The organism is Pantoea sp. ANP04 (assembly GCF_041982285.1).
Classification (GTDB): domain Bacteria; phylum Pseudomonadota; class Gammaproteobacteria; order Enterobacterales; family Enterobacteriaceae; genus Pantoea; species Pantoea eucalypti.
The window spans coordinates 140,858-157,932 of sequence record NZ_JAUTYS010000008.1; the positions used below are offsets into that span (position 1 = coordinate 140,858).

The following is a 17,075-nucleotide window of genomic DNA, read 5'->3' on the forward strand; positions in this document are numbered from 1 at the left end:
CATATGCAAAAGTAACTGCCAGCACATCTCATGTTCTGAGCAAGCATGCGCTTAGAGTTGTGATGTGGTGCGAAGTTCACTTCTCGCCCTGATATTTAACACGCCAATAGCCATTACACAGGTTGTTCGTTTTCGTTCAGTGTCAGGCGCGTAAATCGCAGGCAGAGTAACCTATGACAAGAGCTTTTTCATCATTAAATCCTTTAGGTTTAATAAGTTTGCTATAAAAAACCACCTCGTTAGCAGCCCGATTTTAACTTACTGATTATAGGTAACTTTGAGAAATTCACTGCCGAATAGCGTGAGCTGATGTTTAAAATACTTCACAGAAACCCCTATTGCGCTTATGCTCAGACGTATTCTTGTTTAGTAAATTAAACATTATGATGAATGTGACCCCGGATTATGAGTGCGATGTATTAATTGTTGGCAGCGGTGCCGCCGGTCTGTCGCTGGCGTTACGGCTGGCGAAGCATTGTCAGGTGACCGTACTCAGTAAAGCGCAGGTGAATGAGGGTTCAACGCTCTATGCCCAGGGCGGTATTGCTGCGGTGTTTGATGAGACGGATAGCATTGAGTCGCACATCGAAGATACGCTGATTGCTGGCGCAGGTTTATGCGACCGTGATGCGGTCTCGTTTATTGCCAGTAATGCGCGGCATTGCGTACAGTGGCTGATCGACAACGGCGTCGCGTTTGATCTCGACCCGCAGGCAGCGGGCGATATGCGCTATCACCTGACGCGCGAAGGCGGCCACAGTCATCGTCGCATCCTGCACAGCGCTGACGCCACCGGTCACGCGGTTGAAACCACGCTGGTGAGTCAGGCGCTCAGCCACCCCAACATCCGGATTCTCGAACGTACCAATGCGGTCGACCTGATTCTCTCAGATAAAATCGGCCTGCCGGGCACACGCCGGGTGGTCGGTGCGTGGATCTGGAACCGCAATCGCGAGCGGGTCGAAACCTGTCGGGCACGAGCCGTTGTAGTCGCCACTGGCGGTGCCGCCAAAGTCTATCAATACACCACCAACCCCGATATCGCCTCCGGTGATGGCATCGCCATGGCGTGGCGCGCGGGCTGTCGTGTCGCCAATCTGGAATTTAACCAGTTCCACCCAACCTGCCTGTTTCATCCGCAGGCGCAGAATTTCCTGTTAACCGAAGCATTACGCGGTGAAGGTGCCTGGCTGCTGCGTCCCGATGGCAGTCGTTTCATGCCCGATTTTGATGAGCGTGCCGAACTGGCTCCGCGCGATATCGTCGCACGGGCCATCGATCATGAAATGAAGCGGCTGGGTGTCGACTGTATGTATCTGGATATCAGCCACCAGCCTGAAGAATTTGTTCGCGCGCACTTCCCGATGATCTATGAGAAGTTGCTGACGTTTGGCTTTGACCTGACCAAAGAGCCCATCCCGATTGTGCCTGCCGCACATTACACCTGTGGCGGTGTCATGGTCGATCAGCATGGTCAGACTGACGTCAATGGGCTCTATGCCATCGGTGAGGTGAGTTACACCGGCCTGCACGGCGCTAATCGCATGGCTTCGAATTCACTGCTGGAGTGTCTGGTTTATGGCTGGTCCGCGGCAGAAGCGCTGATCAAAACGCTGCCCGCCATTGAAGCCGTTACTGCATTGCCTGCATGGGATGAAAGCCAGGTCGATGACGCTGATGAGCGCGTGGTAATCCAGCATAACTGGCACGAGCTGAGGCTATTTATGTGGGATTATGTCGGTATTGTCCGCACGACCCGGCGTCTGGAACGGGCGTTGCGCCGCATTAACCTGCTTCAGCAGGAGATCGATGAATATTATCGCCATTTCCGCCTCTCCAATAATCTGCTGGAGCTGCGCAACCTGGTGCAGGTCGCTGACCTGATGGTACGCTGCGCGCTGGAGCGGAAAGAGAGCCGTGGCCTGCACTTTATCCGCGACTACCCGGATTTACTGCCAGAGGCGCTGCCGACCATTCTGACACCACCGGGCTACATGAAGAGGTAAAACTCCCGCGTCAGGCTGCACCACTCATCGGAATAGCGGGTGTCCGGCGCGCGGATGGCCAGACGCTCCAGTAACGTTTCACCGGCCTGCGGTGAAAAAGCCAGCACAACGCGATGTGGTGGACGATGGGCATATTCCGCCACGTCCAGCCGGAAACGCAGATGCCAGCCATCCGCCCTAGCCAGATCGATAAACGCCTGGCCGGAAGCCGAGGGCAGCACGACACAGAACATCCCCTCCTCTTCAATCAGTAACGCGGCACTGCGTAAGAGCGTCTGATGGTCGAGCGAAGCCGTTGAGCGTGCGCTGTCCCGCGCCGCGGTAGAGCAGGCCACGCCCGGCGCGAAATACGGGGGATTGCTGACGATAAGCGAGTAACGTTTATCACACTGCTCAGCCCAGCCGGCGATATCCTGCTGATGCACCCGAATACGTTCGGGCCACGGCGACTGCTGCACATTCTCCTGCGCCTGCCCTGCGGCTTCCGGTTCTAACTCAACCGCATCGATTTCAACCGGCGACGGCGTGCGCTGTGCCAGCATCAGCGCGATAAGCCCGCTGCCGCTGCCAATATCCAGAATGCGCCTGACACCGGCAACGGGCGCCCAGGCCCCGAGCAGAATGGCATCGGTGCCCACTTTCATCGCACAGCGATCGTGTGCGACAAAAAATTGTTTAAAGGTAAAACCGTTCTTGTTTAACTGTGGCCGTTCACGCGGCTTATCCTGCATCATTCGTCACTACCATCGTTTTTTCCTGCCGTACGGCAGCGCATGAGTGTAACGTGACGACAGAGGGAATTCACGCGACAGACACCCCCAGGCGCAGCCGAAACGGATTAACAGATGAAGATTCAGTCTGATCTGTCTATAATCAGCGCCCCAAACTGAGGTAGACCATGACAGTAACCACATTTTCCGAACTCGAACTCGACGAAAGCCTGCTACAAGCGTTGCAGGAAAAAGGCTTTACGCGCCCAACAGTGATCCAGGCTGCTGCAATTCCGCCCGCACTGGAGGGTCGTGACGTTCTGGGTTCGGCACCTACAGGGACCGGGAAAACCGCCGCGTATCTGTTACCGGCGTTGCAGCACCTGCTTGATTTTCCGCGCAAGAAATCCGGACCACCCCGCATCCTGATTGTGACCCCAACACGCGAACTGGCGATGCAGGTTGCCGATCATGCGCGTGAACTGGCGAAACATACCCATCTGGATATCGCCACGATCACGGGCGGCGTGGCTTACATGAACCATGCCGAAGTGTTCAGCGAAAACCAGGATATTGTCGTCGCCACCACCGGCCGACTGCTGCAGTACATCAAAGAAGAGAACTTTGACTGTCGCGCCGTAGAAACCCTGGTACTGGATGAAGCGGACCGCATGCTTGATATGGGCTTTGCCCAGGATATCGAAACCATCGCGGCTGAAACGCGCTGGCGTAAGCAGACCATGCTCTTTTCCGCCACGCTGGAAGGCGACAACATTCGCGACTTCGCCGAGCGTCTGCTGAACGATCCGGTAGAGCTGGAAGCGGACCCGAGCCGTCGTGAGCGCAAAAAAATTCAGCAGTGGTACTACCGCGCTGATGATCTGCAGCACAAGACAAAATTACTGATTCACCTGCTGAAACAGCCGGATGTGACGCGCTGCATCGTGTTCGTGCGTAAGCGTGAGCGTCTGCATGAGCTGGTGAGCTGGCTGCACGAAGCGGGGATTCGCAGCAGCTATCTTGAAGGCGAAATGGTGCAGGCGAAACGTAACGAAGCGATTAAGCGCCTGAGCGAAGGACGCGTTAACGTGCTGGTTGCTACCGATATCGCGGCACGTGGCATTGATGTTGAGGATGTCAGTCACGTCTTTAACTATGACATGCCGCGCACCGCAGATACTTACCTGCACCGCATTGGGCGTACCGGTCGTGCGGGCCGTAAAGGCATCGCCATCTCACTGGTTGAAGCGCACGATTTCGTCCTGCTGGGCAAAATCACCCGCTATGTGAACGAGCCTATCAAAGCGCGTGTGATTGACGAGCTGCGCCCTGAAACGCGTGCGCCAAGTGCCAAAACCACGGGAAAACCGTCGAAAAAGGTACTGGCCAAACGTGCAGAGAAGAAAGCCAGCGAAACTGAAAAACCGCGGGTGAAAAACCGTCATCGTGATGCCAAAAATGTCGGCAAACGCCGCAAGGCTAGCGGCAGTACGCCAGCTAACGAGAATGCGGAATAAATCATCGCCGTCATAAAAAAAACGCCTCAATTGAGGCGATTTTTTTTATCTGATAATCAGTAACAGCCCTTTCACACTGTTTTTCATGCCAGAGCGTTTTCTTTAAGGCGCGAGCATAACAATGCCGGGCAGTAAACTTCTTATCTCGTTAATTATTAAGCTAAAGATTGCTGTGTGCGCTTTGCGCTTATTTTCATCACCTGATTAATCAGACTGCTTAAAGACTTTCAGTAAAGGTACGGGTGATGACGTCGCGCTGCTGCTCTGGTGTCAGTGAGTTAAAACGCACGGCATAGCCGGAAACACGAATGGTCAGCTGCGGATAGTTCTCAGGATGTTTAACCGCATCTTCCAGTGTTTCACGACGCAGAACGTTGACGTTCAGATGCTGCCCACCTTCAACCCGCACCTGAGGTTTAATTTCAACCGGCACTTCACGCCAGGCAAATTCGCCCAGTTCGCTGAGCGCGACAACCTGGTCTTCTTCATAGCCCGCTTTTGCACACAGGCAACGCGCCTGGGCTTTCTCTTCGTCCAGCAGCCAGAATGAGTTCAGTAACTGTGAGTTGTTTGATTGCGTGATCTGGATACCCGTGATCATCATTGCGTCTCCCGAATAAAACGTGAATACATCAAATTTGAGGCCCCGGTATAGCACTCTTTATTCCAGGCCTCTTTGACCTGTATCAATACGAATCAGGCATTCAGGCGGCTTTAACGCTAACCCGTTGATCTCAAACCCGCTGCCATTAAAAAATAATTTGTATTATTCAAATTATTTTTGCCTTCAGGTCGACAGCAGGAACAGCTAAGCTTACGGCACTAACGTTAAGGGAGTTGAACATGGCTGAAAAGCTGACCTGGCACGACGTGCTGGCTGAAGAGAAAGAGAAACCCTATTTTATTGAGACGCTGAAGCAGGTCGCCGATCGGCGCGCCGAGGGTGTAACCGTCTATCCGCCGCAGAAAGATGTGTTTAACGCCTTTCGCCTGACAGAACTGGGCGACGTCAACGTTGTGATCCTGGGTCAGGATCCCTATCACGGGCCGAATCAGGCGCATGGACTGGCTTTTTCGGTGCTGCCCGGCGTTCAGGTGCCGCCCTCACTGCAGAATATCTATAAAGAGCTGGTACAGGATATTCCCGGCTTTGAAAAGCCCAACCACGGCTTTCTTGAGAGCTGGGCTAAACAGGGCGTGATGTTACTCAACACGGTGTTAACGGTTGAAGCGGGTAAAGCCCATTCTCATGCACGATTCGGCTGGGAGACCTTTACGGATAATGTGATTGCGGCGATTAACCAGCACTGTGAAGGGGTGATTTTTTTACTGTGGGGTTCGCATGCCCAGAAGAAAGGCAGCATTATTGATCGCAAGCGCCATCATGTGTTGCAGGCACCGCATCCCTCGCCGCTTTCCGCGCATCGTGGCTTTTTCGGCAGCAAACACTTTTCGACCACCAATGAACTGCTGAGCGCAGCCGGTAAAAAACCGGTGGACTGGACGCCGGTCTTACCGGATTAACGCCAGAAAGCACACGGCCGCGTCAGTGCGCGGCCGTGTGACAGGATTCAGGCGTTGAATCAGCTTTTAGCTTTAGAAACCGCCACCATCGCCGGACGCAGCAGGCGACCGTTCAGCGTATAGCCACGCTGCATCACCAGCATGACATGATTAGGCTCAAACTCTTCAGACTCCATCATCGACATTGCCTGATGCACTTCCGGGTTAAATGGCACGCCCGTTTCGCCTACCACTTCAACACCGAATTTACGCACGGCACCCAGCAGGCCTTTCAGGGTCAGCTCAATCCCTTCGATCATGGATGCCAGCTGCGGGTCTTCTTTGTTTGCCACTTCCAGCGCACGTTCCAGGCTGTCGATGACTGGCAGCAGTTCGTTGGCAAACTTCTCCAGCGCAAATTTATGCGCCTTCTCAACGTCCATTTCGGCACGACGACGAATGTTCTCAACTTCAGCCTGCGCACGCAGCTGGGCATCGCGCACACCGGTTTGCGACTGCGCTAATTCAGCTTCGAGCTGAGCAATACGCTCATCACGCGGATCCACCTCTGCTGCTGTCTCCGCTTCCTGAGGTTGCTGCTGATCCTGCTGAATTTCGTCTGAGACTTGCTCGTTTGGGGTGTTCTGTTCTTTACTACTCATGAATTTCTCCGCGTTTTGCACATTCATTTCGCTGGTTGGCTTATTATGGGGATTGGTATGACGGATTCAAGGGAACCTATCACATTGCCTTGCCGTTTTGGCTTATAAGGAACACCGACCAGATGAACAAACACTTTAACTGCATTGGGATTGTGGGTCATCCGCGCCATCCCACTGCGTTAACCACGCATGAGATGCTCTGGCGCTGGCTGACGGCCAAAGGTTATCAGGTGATCGTTGAGAAGCAGATTGCCCAGGAGCTGTCGCTTCACGACGTACAGACAGGCACGCTGGCGGAGATTGGTCAGCAGGCTGATTTAGCGGTCGTGGTGGGTGGTGACGGCAATATGCTGGGCGCAGCGCGGGTGCTGGCGCGTTATGACATCAAAGTGATCGGCATTAACCGCGGTAATCTCGGTTTTCTCACTGACCTCGATCCGGATAACGCACAGCAACAGCTGGATGAGGTGCTGCAGGGCAACTACTTCGTCGAGAGCCGCTTTCTGCTGGAAGCGCAGGTGTGCAAATCGGACTGCTCGCCACGTATCGGCTCTGCCATCAATGAAGTGGTGCTGCACCCTGGCAAGGTGGCACACATGATCGAATTTGAAGTTTACATCGATGAAGTGTTCGCCTTTTCCCAACGCTCAGACGGGCTGATTATCTCCACGCCCACCGGCTCTACAGCCTACTCACTCTCGGCGGGCGGCCCCATTCTGACGCCGTCGCTGGAAGCGATTGTGCTGGTGCCGATGTTCCCGCATACGCTTTCCGCACGGCCACTGGTGATCAACAGCAGCAGTACCATCCGTTTACGCTTTTCTTCACGTCGCAGTGACCTGGAGATCAGCTGTGACAGCCAGATTGCGTTGCCCATCCAGGAGGGCGAGGATGTACTGATTCGCCGCAGTGCCGGTCATCTTGATTTGATCCATCCTAAAAACTACAGCTATTTCAATACGCTGAGTTCGAAACTGGGCTGGTCAAAAAAATTGTTCTGAAAACCGGCCTCGCCTCTTTACTGGATAAAAAACCAGTTTATACTGTATGAAAAACCATATGTGTTTATTCATACAGGTGAACCTATGCTGGCCCAACTGACCATCAGTAATTTCGCTATCGTTCGTGAGCTCGACATTGATTTCCAACGCGGCATGACAGCTATCACGGGTGAGACCGGTGCCGGCAAGTCTATCGCCATTGATGCGCTGGGATTGTGTCTGGGCGGTCGTGCTGATGCCGACATGGTGCGTCAGGGTGCCAGCCGGGCTGACCTCTGTGCCCGCTTCCAGCTTAAGTCCTCCCCTTCTGCCCAGCGCTGGCTGGTCGATAATCATCTGGATGAGGGCAACGAGTGCCTGCTGCGCCGGGTGATAAGCGCTGACGGGCGCTCCCGTGGCTTTATCAATGGCACAGCCGTGCCGCTCTCTCAGCTGCGCGACCTCGGCCAGTTGCTGATTCAGATCCATGGTCAGCATGCCCATCAGCTTCTGCTAAAACCTGATCATCAGAAACATCTGCTGGATGCCTATGCCGGTCACGACGATCTGCTGCAGCAAATGCGCGCCAGCTATCAGACCTGGAATCAGAGCTGCCGCACCCTGGCGCTGCATCAGCAGCAGGCGCAGGAACGCGAATCACGTCGCGAGCTGTTGCAGTATCAGTTGAAAGAGCTGAACGACTTCGCACCGCAGCCGGGTGAATATGAGCAGATCGATGAAGAGTACAAGCGCCTGGCTAACAGCGGACAACTGCTGTCGACCAGCCAGCAGGCACTGCAGTTGTTAGCAGACAGCGATGACACGAATCTCAATAGCCTTCTCTACACGGCGCGTGAGATGATTTCTGAACTGACTTCGCTGGATGAGAAGCTGAACGGCGTGCACAACCTGCTGGAAGAAGCCGCCATTCAGCTGACCGAAGCCAGCGATGAGCTGCGTCACTACTGTGACAGTCTGGATATGGATCCCAACCGCCTGTATGAGCTGGAAAAGCGTATCTCACGTCAGATCGCGCTGGCCCGTAAGCATCACGTCACGCCGGAAGGTCTGCCCGAACTGCATCAGCAATTGCTGGCAGAAGCGGAGCTGCTCTCACAGCATGAAAGCGATCAGGAGAGCCTGCAGTCACTGGTGGGTGAACATTATCAGGCCGCGCTGAAAAGCGCAGAGCAACTGCATCAGCAGCGCAGCCACTTTGCTGACGAACTGCAGCAGCTGATCACCCAGAGTATGCATCTGCTCTCCATGCCGCACGGCCAGTTTAAAATTGCGCTGACCTTTAATCCGGATCAGCTCACGGCAGACGGCGCGAGCCGCGTCGATTTCCAGGTCACCACTAACCCAGGCCAGCCACTGCAGCCTCTGGGCAAAGTGGCTTCGGGTGGTGAACTGTCGCGTATCGCGCTGGCAATTCAGGTGATTACCGCGAAGAAAATGGAAACACCGGCGATGATTTTCGATGAAGTGGATGTCGGCATCAGCGGCCCGACCGCTGCCGTGGTCGGTAAACTGCTGCGTCAGTTGGGTGAATCGACCCAGGTGATGTGTGTGACTCACCTGCCGCAGGTGGCCGGTTGTGGTCATCAGCACTTCTACGTCAGCAAAGAGACCGATGGCGCAATGACTGAAACCCATATGCAGCCACTGGACAAGCGGGCGCGTCTGCAGGAACTGGCGCGACTGCTGGGCGGCAGCGAGGTCACACGCAATACCCTGGCCAACGCAAAAGAACTTTTAGCCGCATAGCAGCGCACTTTTTTAACCCTCCGTGGTCATATGCTTGCTCTGTAGAGGTTTCCAACAGCGAAAAGGTTTATTATCATCGGCACTTATGTCGCCAGAGTAATAAAGCCTGCCGCAGGCAGAGTTCAGATTTTGATGGCAAGAAAGCCGCCTTTAAAAGGCGTTTGGCCCCGGAAAAGGAATGTATAGATGCGCTGTAAAACGCTGACTGCCGCGGCAGTAGTAATGTTGATGATGACCGCCGGATGTTCCACCTTAGAGCGCGTGGTCTATCGTCCTGATATCAACCAGGGGAACTATCTGGTTGCCAACGATGTGGCCAAGATTCATACCGGTATGACACAGCAGCAGGTGGCTTACACGCTCGGTACGCCGATGATGAAAGATCCGTTTGGCAGCAACGTCTGGTATTACGTTTTCCGTCAGGAGCCAGGTCATGAGGGCGTAAAACAGCAGACGCTGACGCTGACCTTTGATGGTAACGGCGTTCTGACTAATATCGACAACAAGCAGAATCTGTCACAGAACAACGACTGATTGCCCGTAAGATTGTCAGAAACAACAGACAGCAAAAAGGCGCACTGAGCGCCTTTTTTTATGCCGGGTATCCGCTGTATCTGATGGGATAAGGGCTTATTTTTTGCTTTCTGCCGCTCGTTCTGCGCGCTGCCGGCGTAACTCTTTAGGATCGGCAATCAGCGGACGGTAGACTTCGATACGATCGCCCTCATTCACCACATCATCCAGCTTCACCGGACGACTATAGATGCCGACCTTGTTACTGGCGAGGTCAATCTCCCGACGCAGTTCAAGCAGTCCTGATTTGAGGATGGCCTGTTCAACCGTGCTGCCCTGCTCCACTTTCACATAGAGCTGATACTGCTTTTCAGGCAAGGCATAGACCACCTCGACAGAGATATCAGGCACGGTAAACCTCTTTGGCGCGCTGTGTGAAAGCCTGCACCATGCTGTTGGCCAGCTCTTTGAAGATCCGCCCAAAGGCCATCTCTACCAGCATGTTAGTGAACTCGAACTCCAGGCTTAACTCAACCTTGCAAGCGTCATCGCCCAGCGAGACGAACGTCCAGCCGCCAGTCAGCTTGCGGAACGGCCCGTCAACCAGTTGCATATGGATGCTCTGGTTATCCGTCAGGGTATTGCGGGTGGTAAACGTTTTGCTGATGCCCGCTTTCGACACATCCACGGACGCCGTCATCTGATTCTCAGACGCATCCAGCACGCGGCTTCCGGTGCAACCCGGCAGGAATTGCGGATAGGCATCCACATCATTTACAAGTTGGTACATCTGCCCGGCACTAAACGGGACCAGCGCCGAACGACTAATCTGAGCCATAATGGTTCCTGTTCATCACAAAACCGCTGAATAATAGCATTTTCAGCGATTAAACAAAAATGTCCCCGAGTGAGGGTGTGCTAGAATATCCCGTTTCCTGCCGCCCCGCTGGACTGGGGATGCGATAACCGACTAAGTGATGTAAAATACGCCGCACTATGACAAAGAAAAAAGCACACAAACCCGGTTCTGCCACTGTTGCCATGAACAAACGCGCCCGCCACGAGTACTTCATTGAAGAGGAGTATGAAGCGGGATTGTCGTTACAAGGATGGGAAGTTAAGTCACTTCGTGCCGGTAAAGCCAACATCAGCGACAGCTATATTCTGCTGCGCGATGGCGAAGCCTTTCTGTTCGGTTCAACCTTTCAACCCTTAGCCGTTGCCTCCAGCCATGTGGTCTGTGACCCGACGCGCAGCCGTAAACTGCTGCTGAAGCAACGTGAACTTGATTCACTGTATGGCCGCGTTAACCGCGAAGGCTACACCATCGTGGCGCTGTCGCTGTACTGGAAAAACGCCTGGTGCAAACTGAAGATTGGTGTTGCACGCGGTAAGAAAGAGCACGACAAGCGCGACGATATCAAAGACCGTGAATGGAAACTGGATAAAGCACGTATCATGAAGAATTCAAAGCGTTAAGCACTGGATTTTGATTTGTTTTGTTGCTAGTATTTGAAGTTCTGGGGCTGATTCTGGACTCGACGGGATTGTGAAGCCTTAGGAGCATGCCGAGGGGCGGTTTGCCTCGTAAAAAGCCGCAAAAAAATAGTCGCAAACGACGAAAACTACGCTTTAGCAGCTTAATAACCTGCTTTTAGCCTTCTCTCCCTAGCTTCCGCTCTTAAGACGGGGATCAAGAGAAGTCAAACCCAAAAGAGATCGCGTGGATGCCTTGCCTGGGGTTGAAGCGTTAAATCCAATCAGGATAGTCTGTTAGTGGCGTGTCTGTTCGCAGCTAACCGGCGAATGTAAAAACTGACTAAGCATGTAGTGCCGACGGTGTAGTAATTTCGGACGCGGGTTCAACTCCCGCCAGCTCCACCAAAATTCTTGGATGATGGTTACCAGAACCATCATCGAAGTCCTGAAAGCCCGCAAGGTGAAAGCTTTGCGGGTTTTTTTGTGTCCATAGCAGTCCACTGAGAGTGGCTAGAATCCACGCCAAATGACACCCTGTTTTCGCCCCAGCCCCATGGGTCCAAAATCTGAGGGGCCGAACATGCCGAAAATCGTCACTAAACTCAATAATAATCAAATCAAAAACACTAAGCCTGCCGAGAAGGAAGTGAACCTCTTTGATGATGACAGCTTGTTTTTGCGCATATCGCCGATCATGAAAGGTGGCATGAAAACTGGTACTTCAGGTATGCGACTCCTGTGACTAAGAAACGAACGAAAATGAGTTTGGGTACTTACCCTTACCTTATATTCGCGCAAGATAGCTCTCTCAGAGATCAGTACCTTGCCCTACTCGCCCAGCAGATTGATCTGCAAACGCATAAGACCGACAAAGCGAATGCATTAAAAGCGTCCACTGAACACACCTTGTAGGTGGTGGCAAGAAAGTGGCTGGAAGAGAAGAAAAGAACGTCAGTGATTTTAGAAGATCATGTAGCTGATATCTGGCGTAGCCTTGAACGTAACGTCTTCCCTGGATTGAACAATGTTCCGATTAAAGAGATTCGGCCCAAACTCTTGAAGCATCAGCTTGATCCAATCGAACAGCGCGGGGGGTCTTGAAACCCTGAGGCGCATTATCTCCCGGCTAAATGAAATTTTTCGTTGAATAGCTACCAAGGAACTGATTGAGTTCAATCCCGTTGATATCTTTGCAGAGCGCCTTCAAAAATCTAAAAAGAAAAATATGCCAGCATTACCTCCTTCAGAATTACCAGGCTTTTTGGCTACATGTAATTTTAAAAGCACATATTTAATGCGGAAATGTTAGCATTAAAGAACTATTGCTAAAAATTAAAAAACCAGAAGCCTTACCAATACCGGTCCGGTTTGTATAGAGCTTGGGTAATGAGTTACAATCTGACTATCGTAAGACAAATAAATAACATTCATTATGAATAAAAAGAAAATCGAAGAAATGCTTTTAAAAGAGGGGTTTACACAAAAAGAAGTCTCTGTGATACGCCAGCATGCTGATAAAAACGGTTATCCTTATCCCTGGCTCCTTTCACAGTTAAAGAAAAGATTCATAGCTGCAATGATATTAATAGCTATCCTTCTCGCAGGACTCATTTATACCATTCGCAGCGGTACACAAGAAAACCTTGTATCTTATTCGATAACACTGTTAGCAGGCTTCACAATTCTGTATATTTTTATCCCGTTGAAGCCCGCATACAAAGCATTTAAATTTTTGCGAAAACACTCTCATATTTTATAAAGTCGATAATGAACATTTTCATTTATTTAATCGAAGAATCGCACTGCCTTTTCCCCCTACTGCAATACATTCACCACTAGAGACATCTATATAATATTTAACTGGATTAGGCATACTTTCCATCATCCATGGAAGATCTTCAGAAAATTTTAAATCTGAGGTTGAAATAACCCAAACAGATTTGCCATCAAAAGACGCTCTCACAGCCTCATGAAAACGTTCGTCCCAACCATGACCTGTTTCCCTTGCATATTCTTTGGCAATTTCAACAGCTTTATTTTGCGATATCATTGCTGAACTCCATACCAAACATTATACATCAACCCTCCAACCACTACTGGACCCAAAAGAATACCTGCGGTTTCATGCCGCAATAATGTATAGGTAATTTCGTAAGTATTTCCAAGAGGGAACTTGAAGCCTTCAATGATATATTCCCTACTCATCCTCTGGCTCTTAATAAGCCAATAGTTTCAGCAAGTGACTCTTCCAGGTATCGTAATATATATGATTTATTATATGCGCTTTGTCTCATGAAAACCCTAAGTTCTCTAAATAAATAGAACTTAGGCGCAATTGCCATGTGTACCTGTTCATGATAAAGAGTTGAAAGCATCTGCAAATATGCGTCATCTTTCGACATTGCGCCAGGATAGTAGTTGCGTCCTACTTCTACGTCCCCCAGGGTTTTGTGCGTCCCTGAACGACGTCACTATGCTTTGTGATTTTTATCTTAGGAGTATAACGCCAGCCTCCATTGCGAGGGAGGTTCATTTTCCTTCCAATATCGCTGCTGTATCTGGGCATTTTTACTCCCCTGAAAGGAGTCTTAAATGTATCACCAGGCTTCTTCTTCAAAAGAAGTGCTAGGACAGTATTAACGCCTATCAGAGTGATCGCGTCTGCTAAATCCTTAGCAGCAACGTCAAGATCTCCTTCGCTACGAGCTGCGTTAGTCTTCGTGGCAAAATCAAACAACTTCTTAGCCGCTTCAAGCGCTACGCCCCCTACTGCTCCCCAGCCTACAATGAGAAGCACTAAATCAGCGATTTCACCAATCCCAAAAAAGTGCGCACCAGCCCAAACCACGATGACCCCCGCCATAGTTGCTAATGCTGATGGGGTGACCATAGCAAGAAGCTGTTGACCTACGTCAGAGGGTAAGAGCACTGCCGCTTTAGAAATGGCTAGCTGTAGCCTTGACTGTATATCGCCAGGGATAACTTCCATTCTCTATCCTCAGTTATATGTTAAGCTGCCTGCAGAATAACTCTTGAATACTGCATTATCCAGTAGTTTTGCTTATCATCTTTGTTTGACCTGATCGAAGAAAAGATATCCACTTATCATTTAGCTTTTAAAAAATTCATTAAAAATGACAGAACTAAAATAGTCATTTAAATTAACAATCCAACCTAACCCTCAATAATAAAAACGTTAAAATCCGAAAAAAATATAATGATAGTTGATATTAAATTTGAGAAAGCAAACAAAAGGCAATCACGATAATTCTATATTACTAACTGAAGGTTGTATCTGATACTGGGAGTAGATCAAAACCTACCCAGTCGCTCCCTGGTACATGAATGGTCTACAGTGGGGCTGGCATGATATTCAAGTTATGCAGGCAATGCAGCAAAAGCGGCAAAGTTCTTGAAATCAGGTGGTTACATAGGAATGGGGTTTGCCTTTGCTGGACCACGAATGACGTACTCAATGCCTGCATTAAAGGACGTGAGAGCGAATGTAAAAGAACCGCATTCAAAGAGTATGGTAAGTTTGGTGCTTCGACCTTAACGGGTGTGGGAGCTGGCGCAGCCGGTTCTTTCGCAGGTGTAGGTGTATGCGCAGCAATAGGGATCGCCACAGCAGGAACCGGCGCGGTAGTCTGCGCTTCTGTTGGCTCAATAGCTGCGGGCTATGATATGCAGGTGCTAAAGCGAGTGATTCTGTAATGGATACTATCTATGAATACATGGGAATTTGAGAAATGAAATCGGTCCTGATGGTCTTGATTATGCTTCCTTTAGTTTGCTTAGTAGTAAGTGTTATTTTGTATCTGATTAACAGGTCTCGCTACAAGGAATTGATCTCAGACTTCCAACAAAAGCATACACTTCCCCCCCCTTACTTGTTGCACTGCAATATGGGATATATAGGTTCACCTCTAATGGCCTATTTTTTCATGCGATTAAAACAAAACAAAAAAATCTTATTTTTAAACAGGAGCGATAATGCTTATAATTTTGCACATGAAAGTCAAAATATAAAAAAGATAAATACTCTCAAACCGCTTTACTATACTTTTGCATTTGGTTTTTCATGCTGTTTGCTACCTGGACTTATTGTGATTTTTATCCAACTTCATATTATTTAATTTTTCCAGTATGGAGATAGTCATGGAACAAACTCTCTCGGTAAAGCTTATTGAGAAAAGTAAAGCGACTGATTTTCAGCAGGCCGTTTCTGAAGTATTAATCGATAACAAACCGACGGGTATCACTATAAAAGGACAGGTACTCGAAGCCTCCGTTAAAGTCGACAATGATAGGTATATTCTTTTCACAACGGATGATGTGATCTTTGAAGAGTTTCTTACTGTTACTCTCATCAGCCTGAGTCAGGGTATTGTTGAAAGTTTGCAGGTTGGCAATGCATATTCGTCAGGTTCTTTCGAGGCGCTGTCTGTCAATCACGAAATCATTGAGTTCAATTTCATTGGCAGGTCTGTCTGGACAATTAAAGTGAACGACTCACCAAAGCTCCGTATCCCTTTCTTTTCGGATCCGCGTGGCGTAAAACGCTCTTCAGGTCTGAAAGCGTATCTGAAGATAGATGCAAAGCCATCGCCCTCCCCTGCATAAAAAACCATTTAGCAAAAGCAATTGTTATACATTTAGGTGTACCAACAATTTTATAATCAATAATTTTCATTTAAATTCACAAAGATAAAAAATCCATTCAGACTTCGCCAGCCAAATAAATTAAAGGGTTACGTTCCAGTATTCACCACACAGCCAGATCACATAGTGGTTAAAGGATCACCAGCAATTACTCCATAGAGCACATCCTTGAGATATGCTGGTTTTGATAAGAGAAAGTACGCAATAAAAAAGGCCATGATTAGTATCATGGCTTTAGCGTTTAATATCATAACTTACAGATTATGTGACATAATAATCATGCTTCACCTTTTAGCTTATCCATTAGATAAGCGATAAACCAGGCCAGTATGAAAAAACCAAAAAAACCAACAATCTTTAATGGCCAGCCTTCAAATATAAACAACGAGAAAAATGCTGCGAAGGAGCAGATCCCCGTGGAAAAAGCTTCAACCACATTAGTAGTTTGTATACCTATGAACTTACCGAATTTTAGTAGAAATGATTTTGCAGAGTTCATTCTGTATACCTTTACACATTAATGTATGGCTGTTGATGTACATCAGATAGGGTTCAAGTGGCTTCTCAACAAGAAAATAGACCATATCCAAATTCAGTCGGGAAACCTTAGAATAAGTCTTTAGGAATCTGCTTTGCATCCGTCTTGATGCGAGTGAAGCCTCTTCGATTAACCCTTGAATCATGAGAAGGTTCAACGATAGCGACGAACCAACTCTCACAAACCGCTTAAAGGTCTCAGCAATAACAATACGAGTTAAAATTTTTTTAGCTATAAACTGGGCCAGAATAAATTGTGAACCTACCCTTCCCCCTAGCCTGCCAGCACCATAACCCAGCTTACCATCAATAGCTTGCTTACTCTAATTATCGAGCTTTGCATAAAAATCGAAAATCAAAATAGTAACCAGTTGTCGGATTGGTTCATGCCTGTCTTTAGTGGCCTTAACCAACCGCATAAATCGTTCTGTTTCCCTTCGATTCCGGTTCTTAAGATCGCTCCCGGCAAGGCCGCAACCCTGCTACGTTCTTATAACCCCCTGATATATGCCCGAAGGAATCGATGACATACCATCCACAATTCCATAAGCAATTTGCTTTGCGTCCATACTCTTCCTTATAAGCAAATTATGTCCAGGGTTGAGAATATCTAATCTGACGCAGGATTTCCATTGGAACTATATTCCAGCGCCACCACTAATTAGACCCCATGTTAAAAATTGATTTATATGGTTATTTAACGATTATAATTATAAACATGTTATCTAAAAGACGATCC

At 49.4% G+C, this 17,075-nt stretch carries 17 protein-coding genes, 1 other RNA gene and 2 pseudogenes; 12 read left to right on the plus strand and 8 right to left on the minus strand.

The features are described 5' to 3' along the window. Window positions 1–386 precede the first annotated feature (386 nt). On the plus strand, window positions 387–2,006 hold the full coding sequence (gene nadB, locus Q7C21_RS12735) for an L-aspartate oxidase (protein WP_033743477.1): 1,620 nt from the start codon (window positions 387–389) through the stop codon (window positions 2,004–2,006). On the opposite strand, the gene Q7C21_RS12740 is transcribed toward nadB, so the two are convergent. Next, window positions 1,991–2,740 carry a tRNA1(Val) (adenine(37)-N6)-methyltransferase gene (locus tag Q7C21_RS12740; RefSeq protein WP_192377785.1) on the minus strand — a complete coding sequence of 250 codons (750 nt, stop codon included), beginning with the start codon at window positions 2,738–2,740 and terminating at the stop codon, window positions 1,991–1,993. The two genes, nadB and Q7C21_RS12740, sit on opposite strands and share 16 nt — an antisense overlap. 164 nt (window positions 2,741–2,904) lie before the next feature. Between Q7C21_RS12740 and srmB the strand changes: the two genes are divergently transcribed. After that, entirely contained in the window at window positions 2,905–4,233 is a 1,329-nt protein-coding gene (srmB, locus tag Q7C21_RS12745; RefSeq protein WP_003848590.1) for an ATP-dependent RNA helicase SrmB, read from the plus strand. A gap of 217 nt (window positions 4,234–4,450) precedes the next feature. Here the strand turns inward: srmB and grcA are convergent, their stop codons facing one another. Next, window positions 4,451–4,834 (minus strand): autonomous glycyl radical cofactor GrcA, encoded by a 384-nt coding sequence (gene grcA / locus Q7C21_RS12750; protein WP_008926720.1) that lies wholly within the window; start codon window positions 4,832–4,834, stop codon window positions 4,451–4,453. A 242-nt stretch (window positions 4,835–5,076) separates the two neighbouring features. On the opposite strand from grcA, the gene ung reads away from it, so the two are divergent. Beyond that, window positions 5,077–5,757: a uracil-DNA glycosylase gene (gene ung / locus Q7C21_RS12755; RefSeq protein ID WP_105098901.1), complete on the plus strand. Its 681-nt coding sequence runs from the start codon at window positions 5,077–5,079 to the stop codon at window positions 5,755–5,757. A 59-nt stretch (window positions 5,758–5,816) separates the two neighbouring features. Here ung and grpE read toward each other — a convergent pair whose 3' ends face one another. After that, window positions 5,817–6,398, minus strand: a complete 582-nt coding sequence (grpE, locus tag Q7C21_RS12760; protein ID WP_003848585.1) for a nucleotide exchange factor GrpE — start codon at window positions 6,396–6,398, stop codon at window positions 5,817–5,819. Window positions 6,399–6,520: 122 nt separating this feature from the next. On the opposite strand from grpE, the gene nadK reads away from it, so the two are divergent. The 3 genes from nadK to bamE all read left to right on the plus strand — a co-directional run bounded on the left by nadK (window position 6,521) and on the right by bamE (window position 9,679). Continuing rightward, the gene (nadK, locus tag Q7C21_RS12765) at window positions 6,521–7,399 is read left to right on the plus strand and encodes an NAD(+) kinase (RefSeq protein ID WP_003848582.1); all 879 of its coding nucleotides are present in this window, start codon (window positions 6,521–6,523) and stop codon (window positions 7,397–7,399) included. Window positions 7,400–7,483: 84 nt separating this feature from the next. Further along, the gene (gene recN, locus Q7C21_RS12770) at window positions 7,484–9,145 is read left to right on the plus strand and encodes a DNA repair protein RecN (RefSeq protein ID WP_003848580.1); all 1,662 of its coding nucleotides are present in this window, start codon (window positions 7,484–7,486) and stop codon (window positions 9,143–9,145) included. 186 nt (window positions 9,146–9,331) lie between these two features. Beyond that, window positions 9,332–9,679 carry an outer membrane protein assembly factor BamE gene (gene bamE / locus Q7C21_RS12775; RefSeq protein WP_003848578.1) on the plus strand — a complete coding sequence of 116 codons (348 nt, stop codon included), beginning with the start codon at window positions 9,332–9,334 and terminating at the stop codon, window positions 9,677–9,679. A 96-nt stretch (window positions 9,680–9,775) separates the two neighbouring features. Here bamE and Q7C21_RS12780 read toward each other — a convergent pair whose 3' ends face one another. After that, window positions 9,776–10,069: an RnfH family protein gene (locus Q7C21_RS12780; protein WP_003848574.1), complete on the minus strand. Its 294-nt coding sequence runs from the start codon at window positions 10,067–10,069 to the stop codon at window positions 9,776–9,778. Continuing rightward, the gene (locus Q7C21_RS12785) at window positions 10,062–10,496 is read right to left on the minus strand and encodes a type II toxin-antitoxin system RatA family toxin (protein ID WP_033761455.1); all 435 of its coding nucleotides are present in this window, start codon (window positions 10,494–10,496) and stop codon (window positions 10,062–10,064) included. The genes Q7C21_RS12780 and Q7C21_RS12785 overlap by 8 nt, the downstream gene beginning before the upstream one ends. 158 nt (window positions 10,497–10,654) lie before the next feature. On the opposite strand from Q7C21_RS12785, the gene smpB reads away from it, so the two are divergent. From smpB to Q7C21_RS12805, 4 genes and pseudogenes are all read left to right on the plus strand, one after another. Continuing rightward, the gene (gene smpB / locus Q7C21_RS12790) at window positions 10,655–11,137 is read left to right on the plus strand and encodes an SsrA-binding protein SmpB (protein WP_003848573.1); all 483 of its coding nucleotides are present in this window, start codon (window positions 10,655–10,657) and stop codon (window positions 11,135–11,137) included. A gap of 43 nt (window positions 11,138–11,180) precedes the next feature. Continuing rightward, window positions 11,181–11,542, plus strand: a transfer-messenger RNA (tmRNA) gene (ssrA, locus tag Q7C21_RS12795). Between the two features lie 175 nt (window positions 11,543–11,717). Beyond that, window positions 11,718–12,401: pseudogene (locus tag Q7C21_RS12800) on the plus strand (integrase arm-type DNA-binding domain-containing protein); the annotation flags it as partial. Between the two features lie 168 nt (window positions 12,402–12,569). Beyond that, complete coding sequence (locus tag Q7C21_RS12805; protein ID WP_187512834.1) at window positions 12,570–12,896, plus strand: hypothetical protein; 327 nt, start codon at window positions 12,570–12,572, stop codon at window positions 12,894–12,896. Between the two features lie 18 nt (window positions 12,897–12,914). On the opposite strand, the gene Q7C21_RS12810 is transcribed toward Q7C21_RS12805, so the two are convergent. Continuing rightward, the gene (locus tag Q7C21_RS12810; protein ID WP_140915747.1) at window positions 12,915–13,187 is read right to left on the minus strand and encodes a hypothetical protein; all 273 of its coding nucleotides are present in this window, start codon (window positions 13,185–13,187) and stop codon (window positions 12,915–12,917) included. A 381-nt stretch (window positions 13,188–13,568) separates the two neighbouring features. Continuing rightward, window positions 13,569–14,126, minus strand: coding sequence for a hypothetical protein (locus tag Q7C21_RS12815; protein ID WP_375150763.1), 558 nt, complete (start codon window positions 14,124–14,126; stop codon window positions 13,569–13,571). Window positions 14,127–14,453: 327 nt separating this feature from the next. Between Q7C21_RS12815 and Q7C21_RS12820 the strand changes: the two are divergent. Continuing rightward, a pseudogene (locus tag Q7C21_RS12820) lies at window positions 14,454–14,883 on the plus strand (hypothetical protein); the annotation flags it as partial. 412 nt (window positions 14,884–15,295) lie between these two features. Next, window positions 15,296–15,760 carry a hypothetical protein gene (locus Q7C21_RS12825; RefSeq protein ID WP_375150764.1) on the plus strand — a complete coding sequence of 155 codons (465 nt, stop codon included), beginning with the start codon at window positions 15,296–15,298 and terminating at the stop codon, window positions 15,758–15,760. 316 nt (window positions 15,761–16,076) lie between these two features. Here Q7C21_RS12825 and Q7C21_RS12830 read toward each other — a convergent pair whose 3' ends face one another. Continuing rightward, window positions 16,077–16,298: a hypothetical protein gene (locus Q7C21_RS12830; protein WP_187512831.1), complete on the minus strand. Its 222-nt coding sequence runs from the start codon at window positions 16,296–16,298 to the stop codon at window positions 16,077–16,079. Window positions 16,299–17,075: the final 777 nt, after the last annotated feature.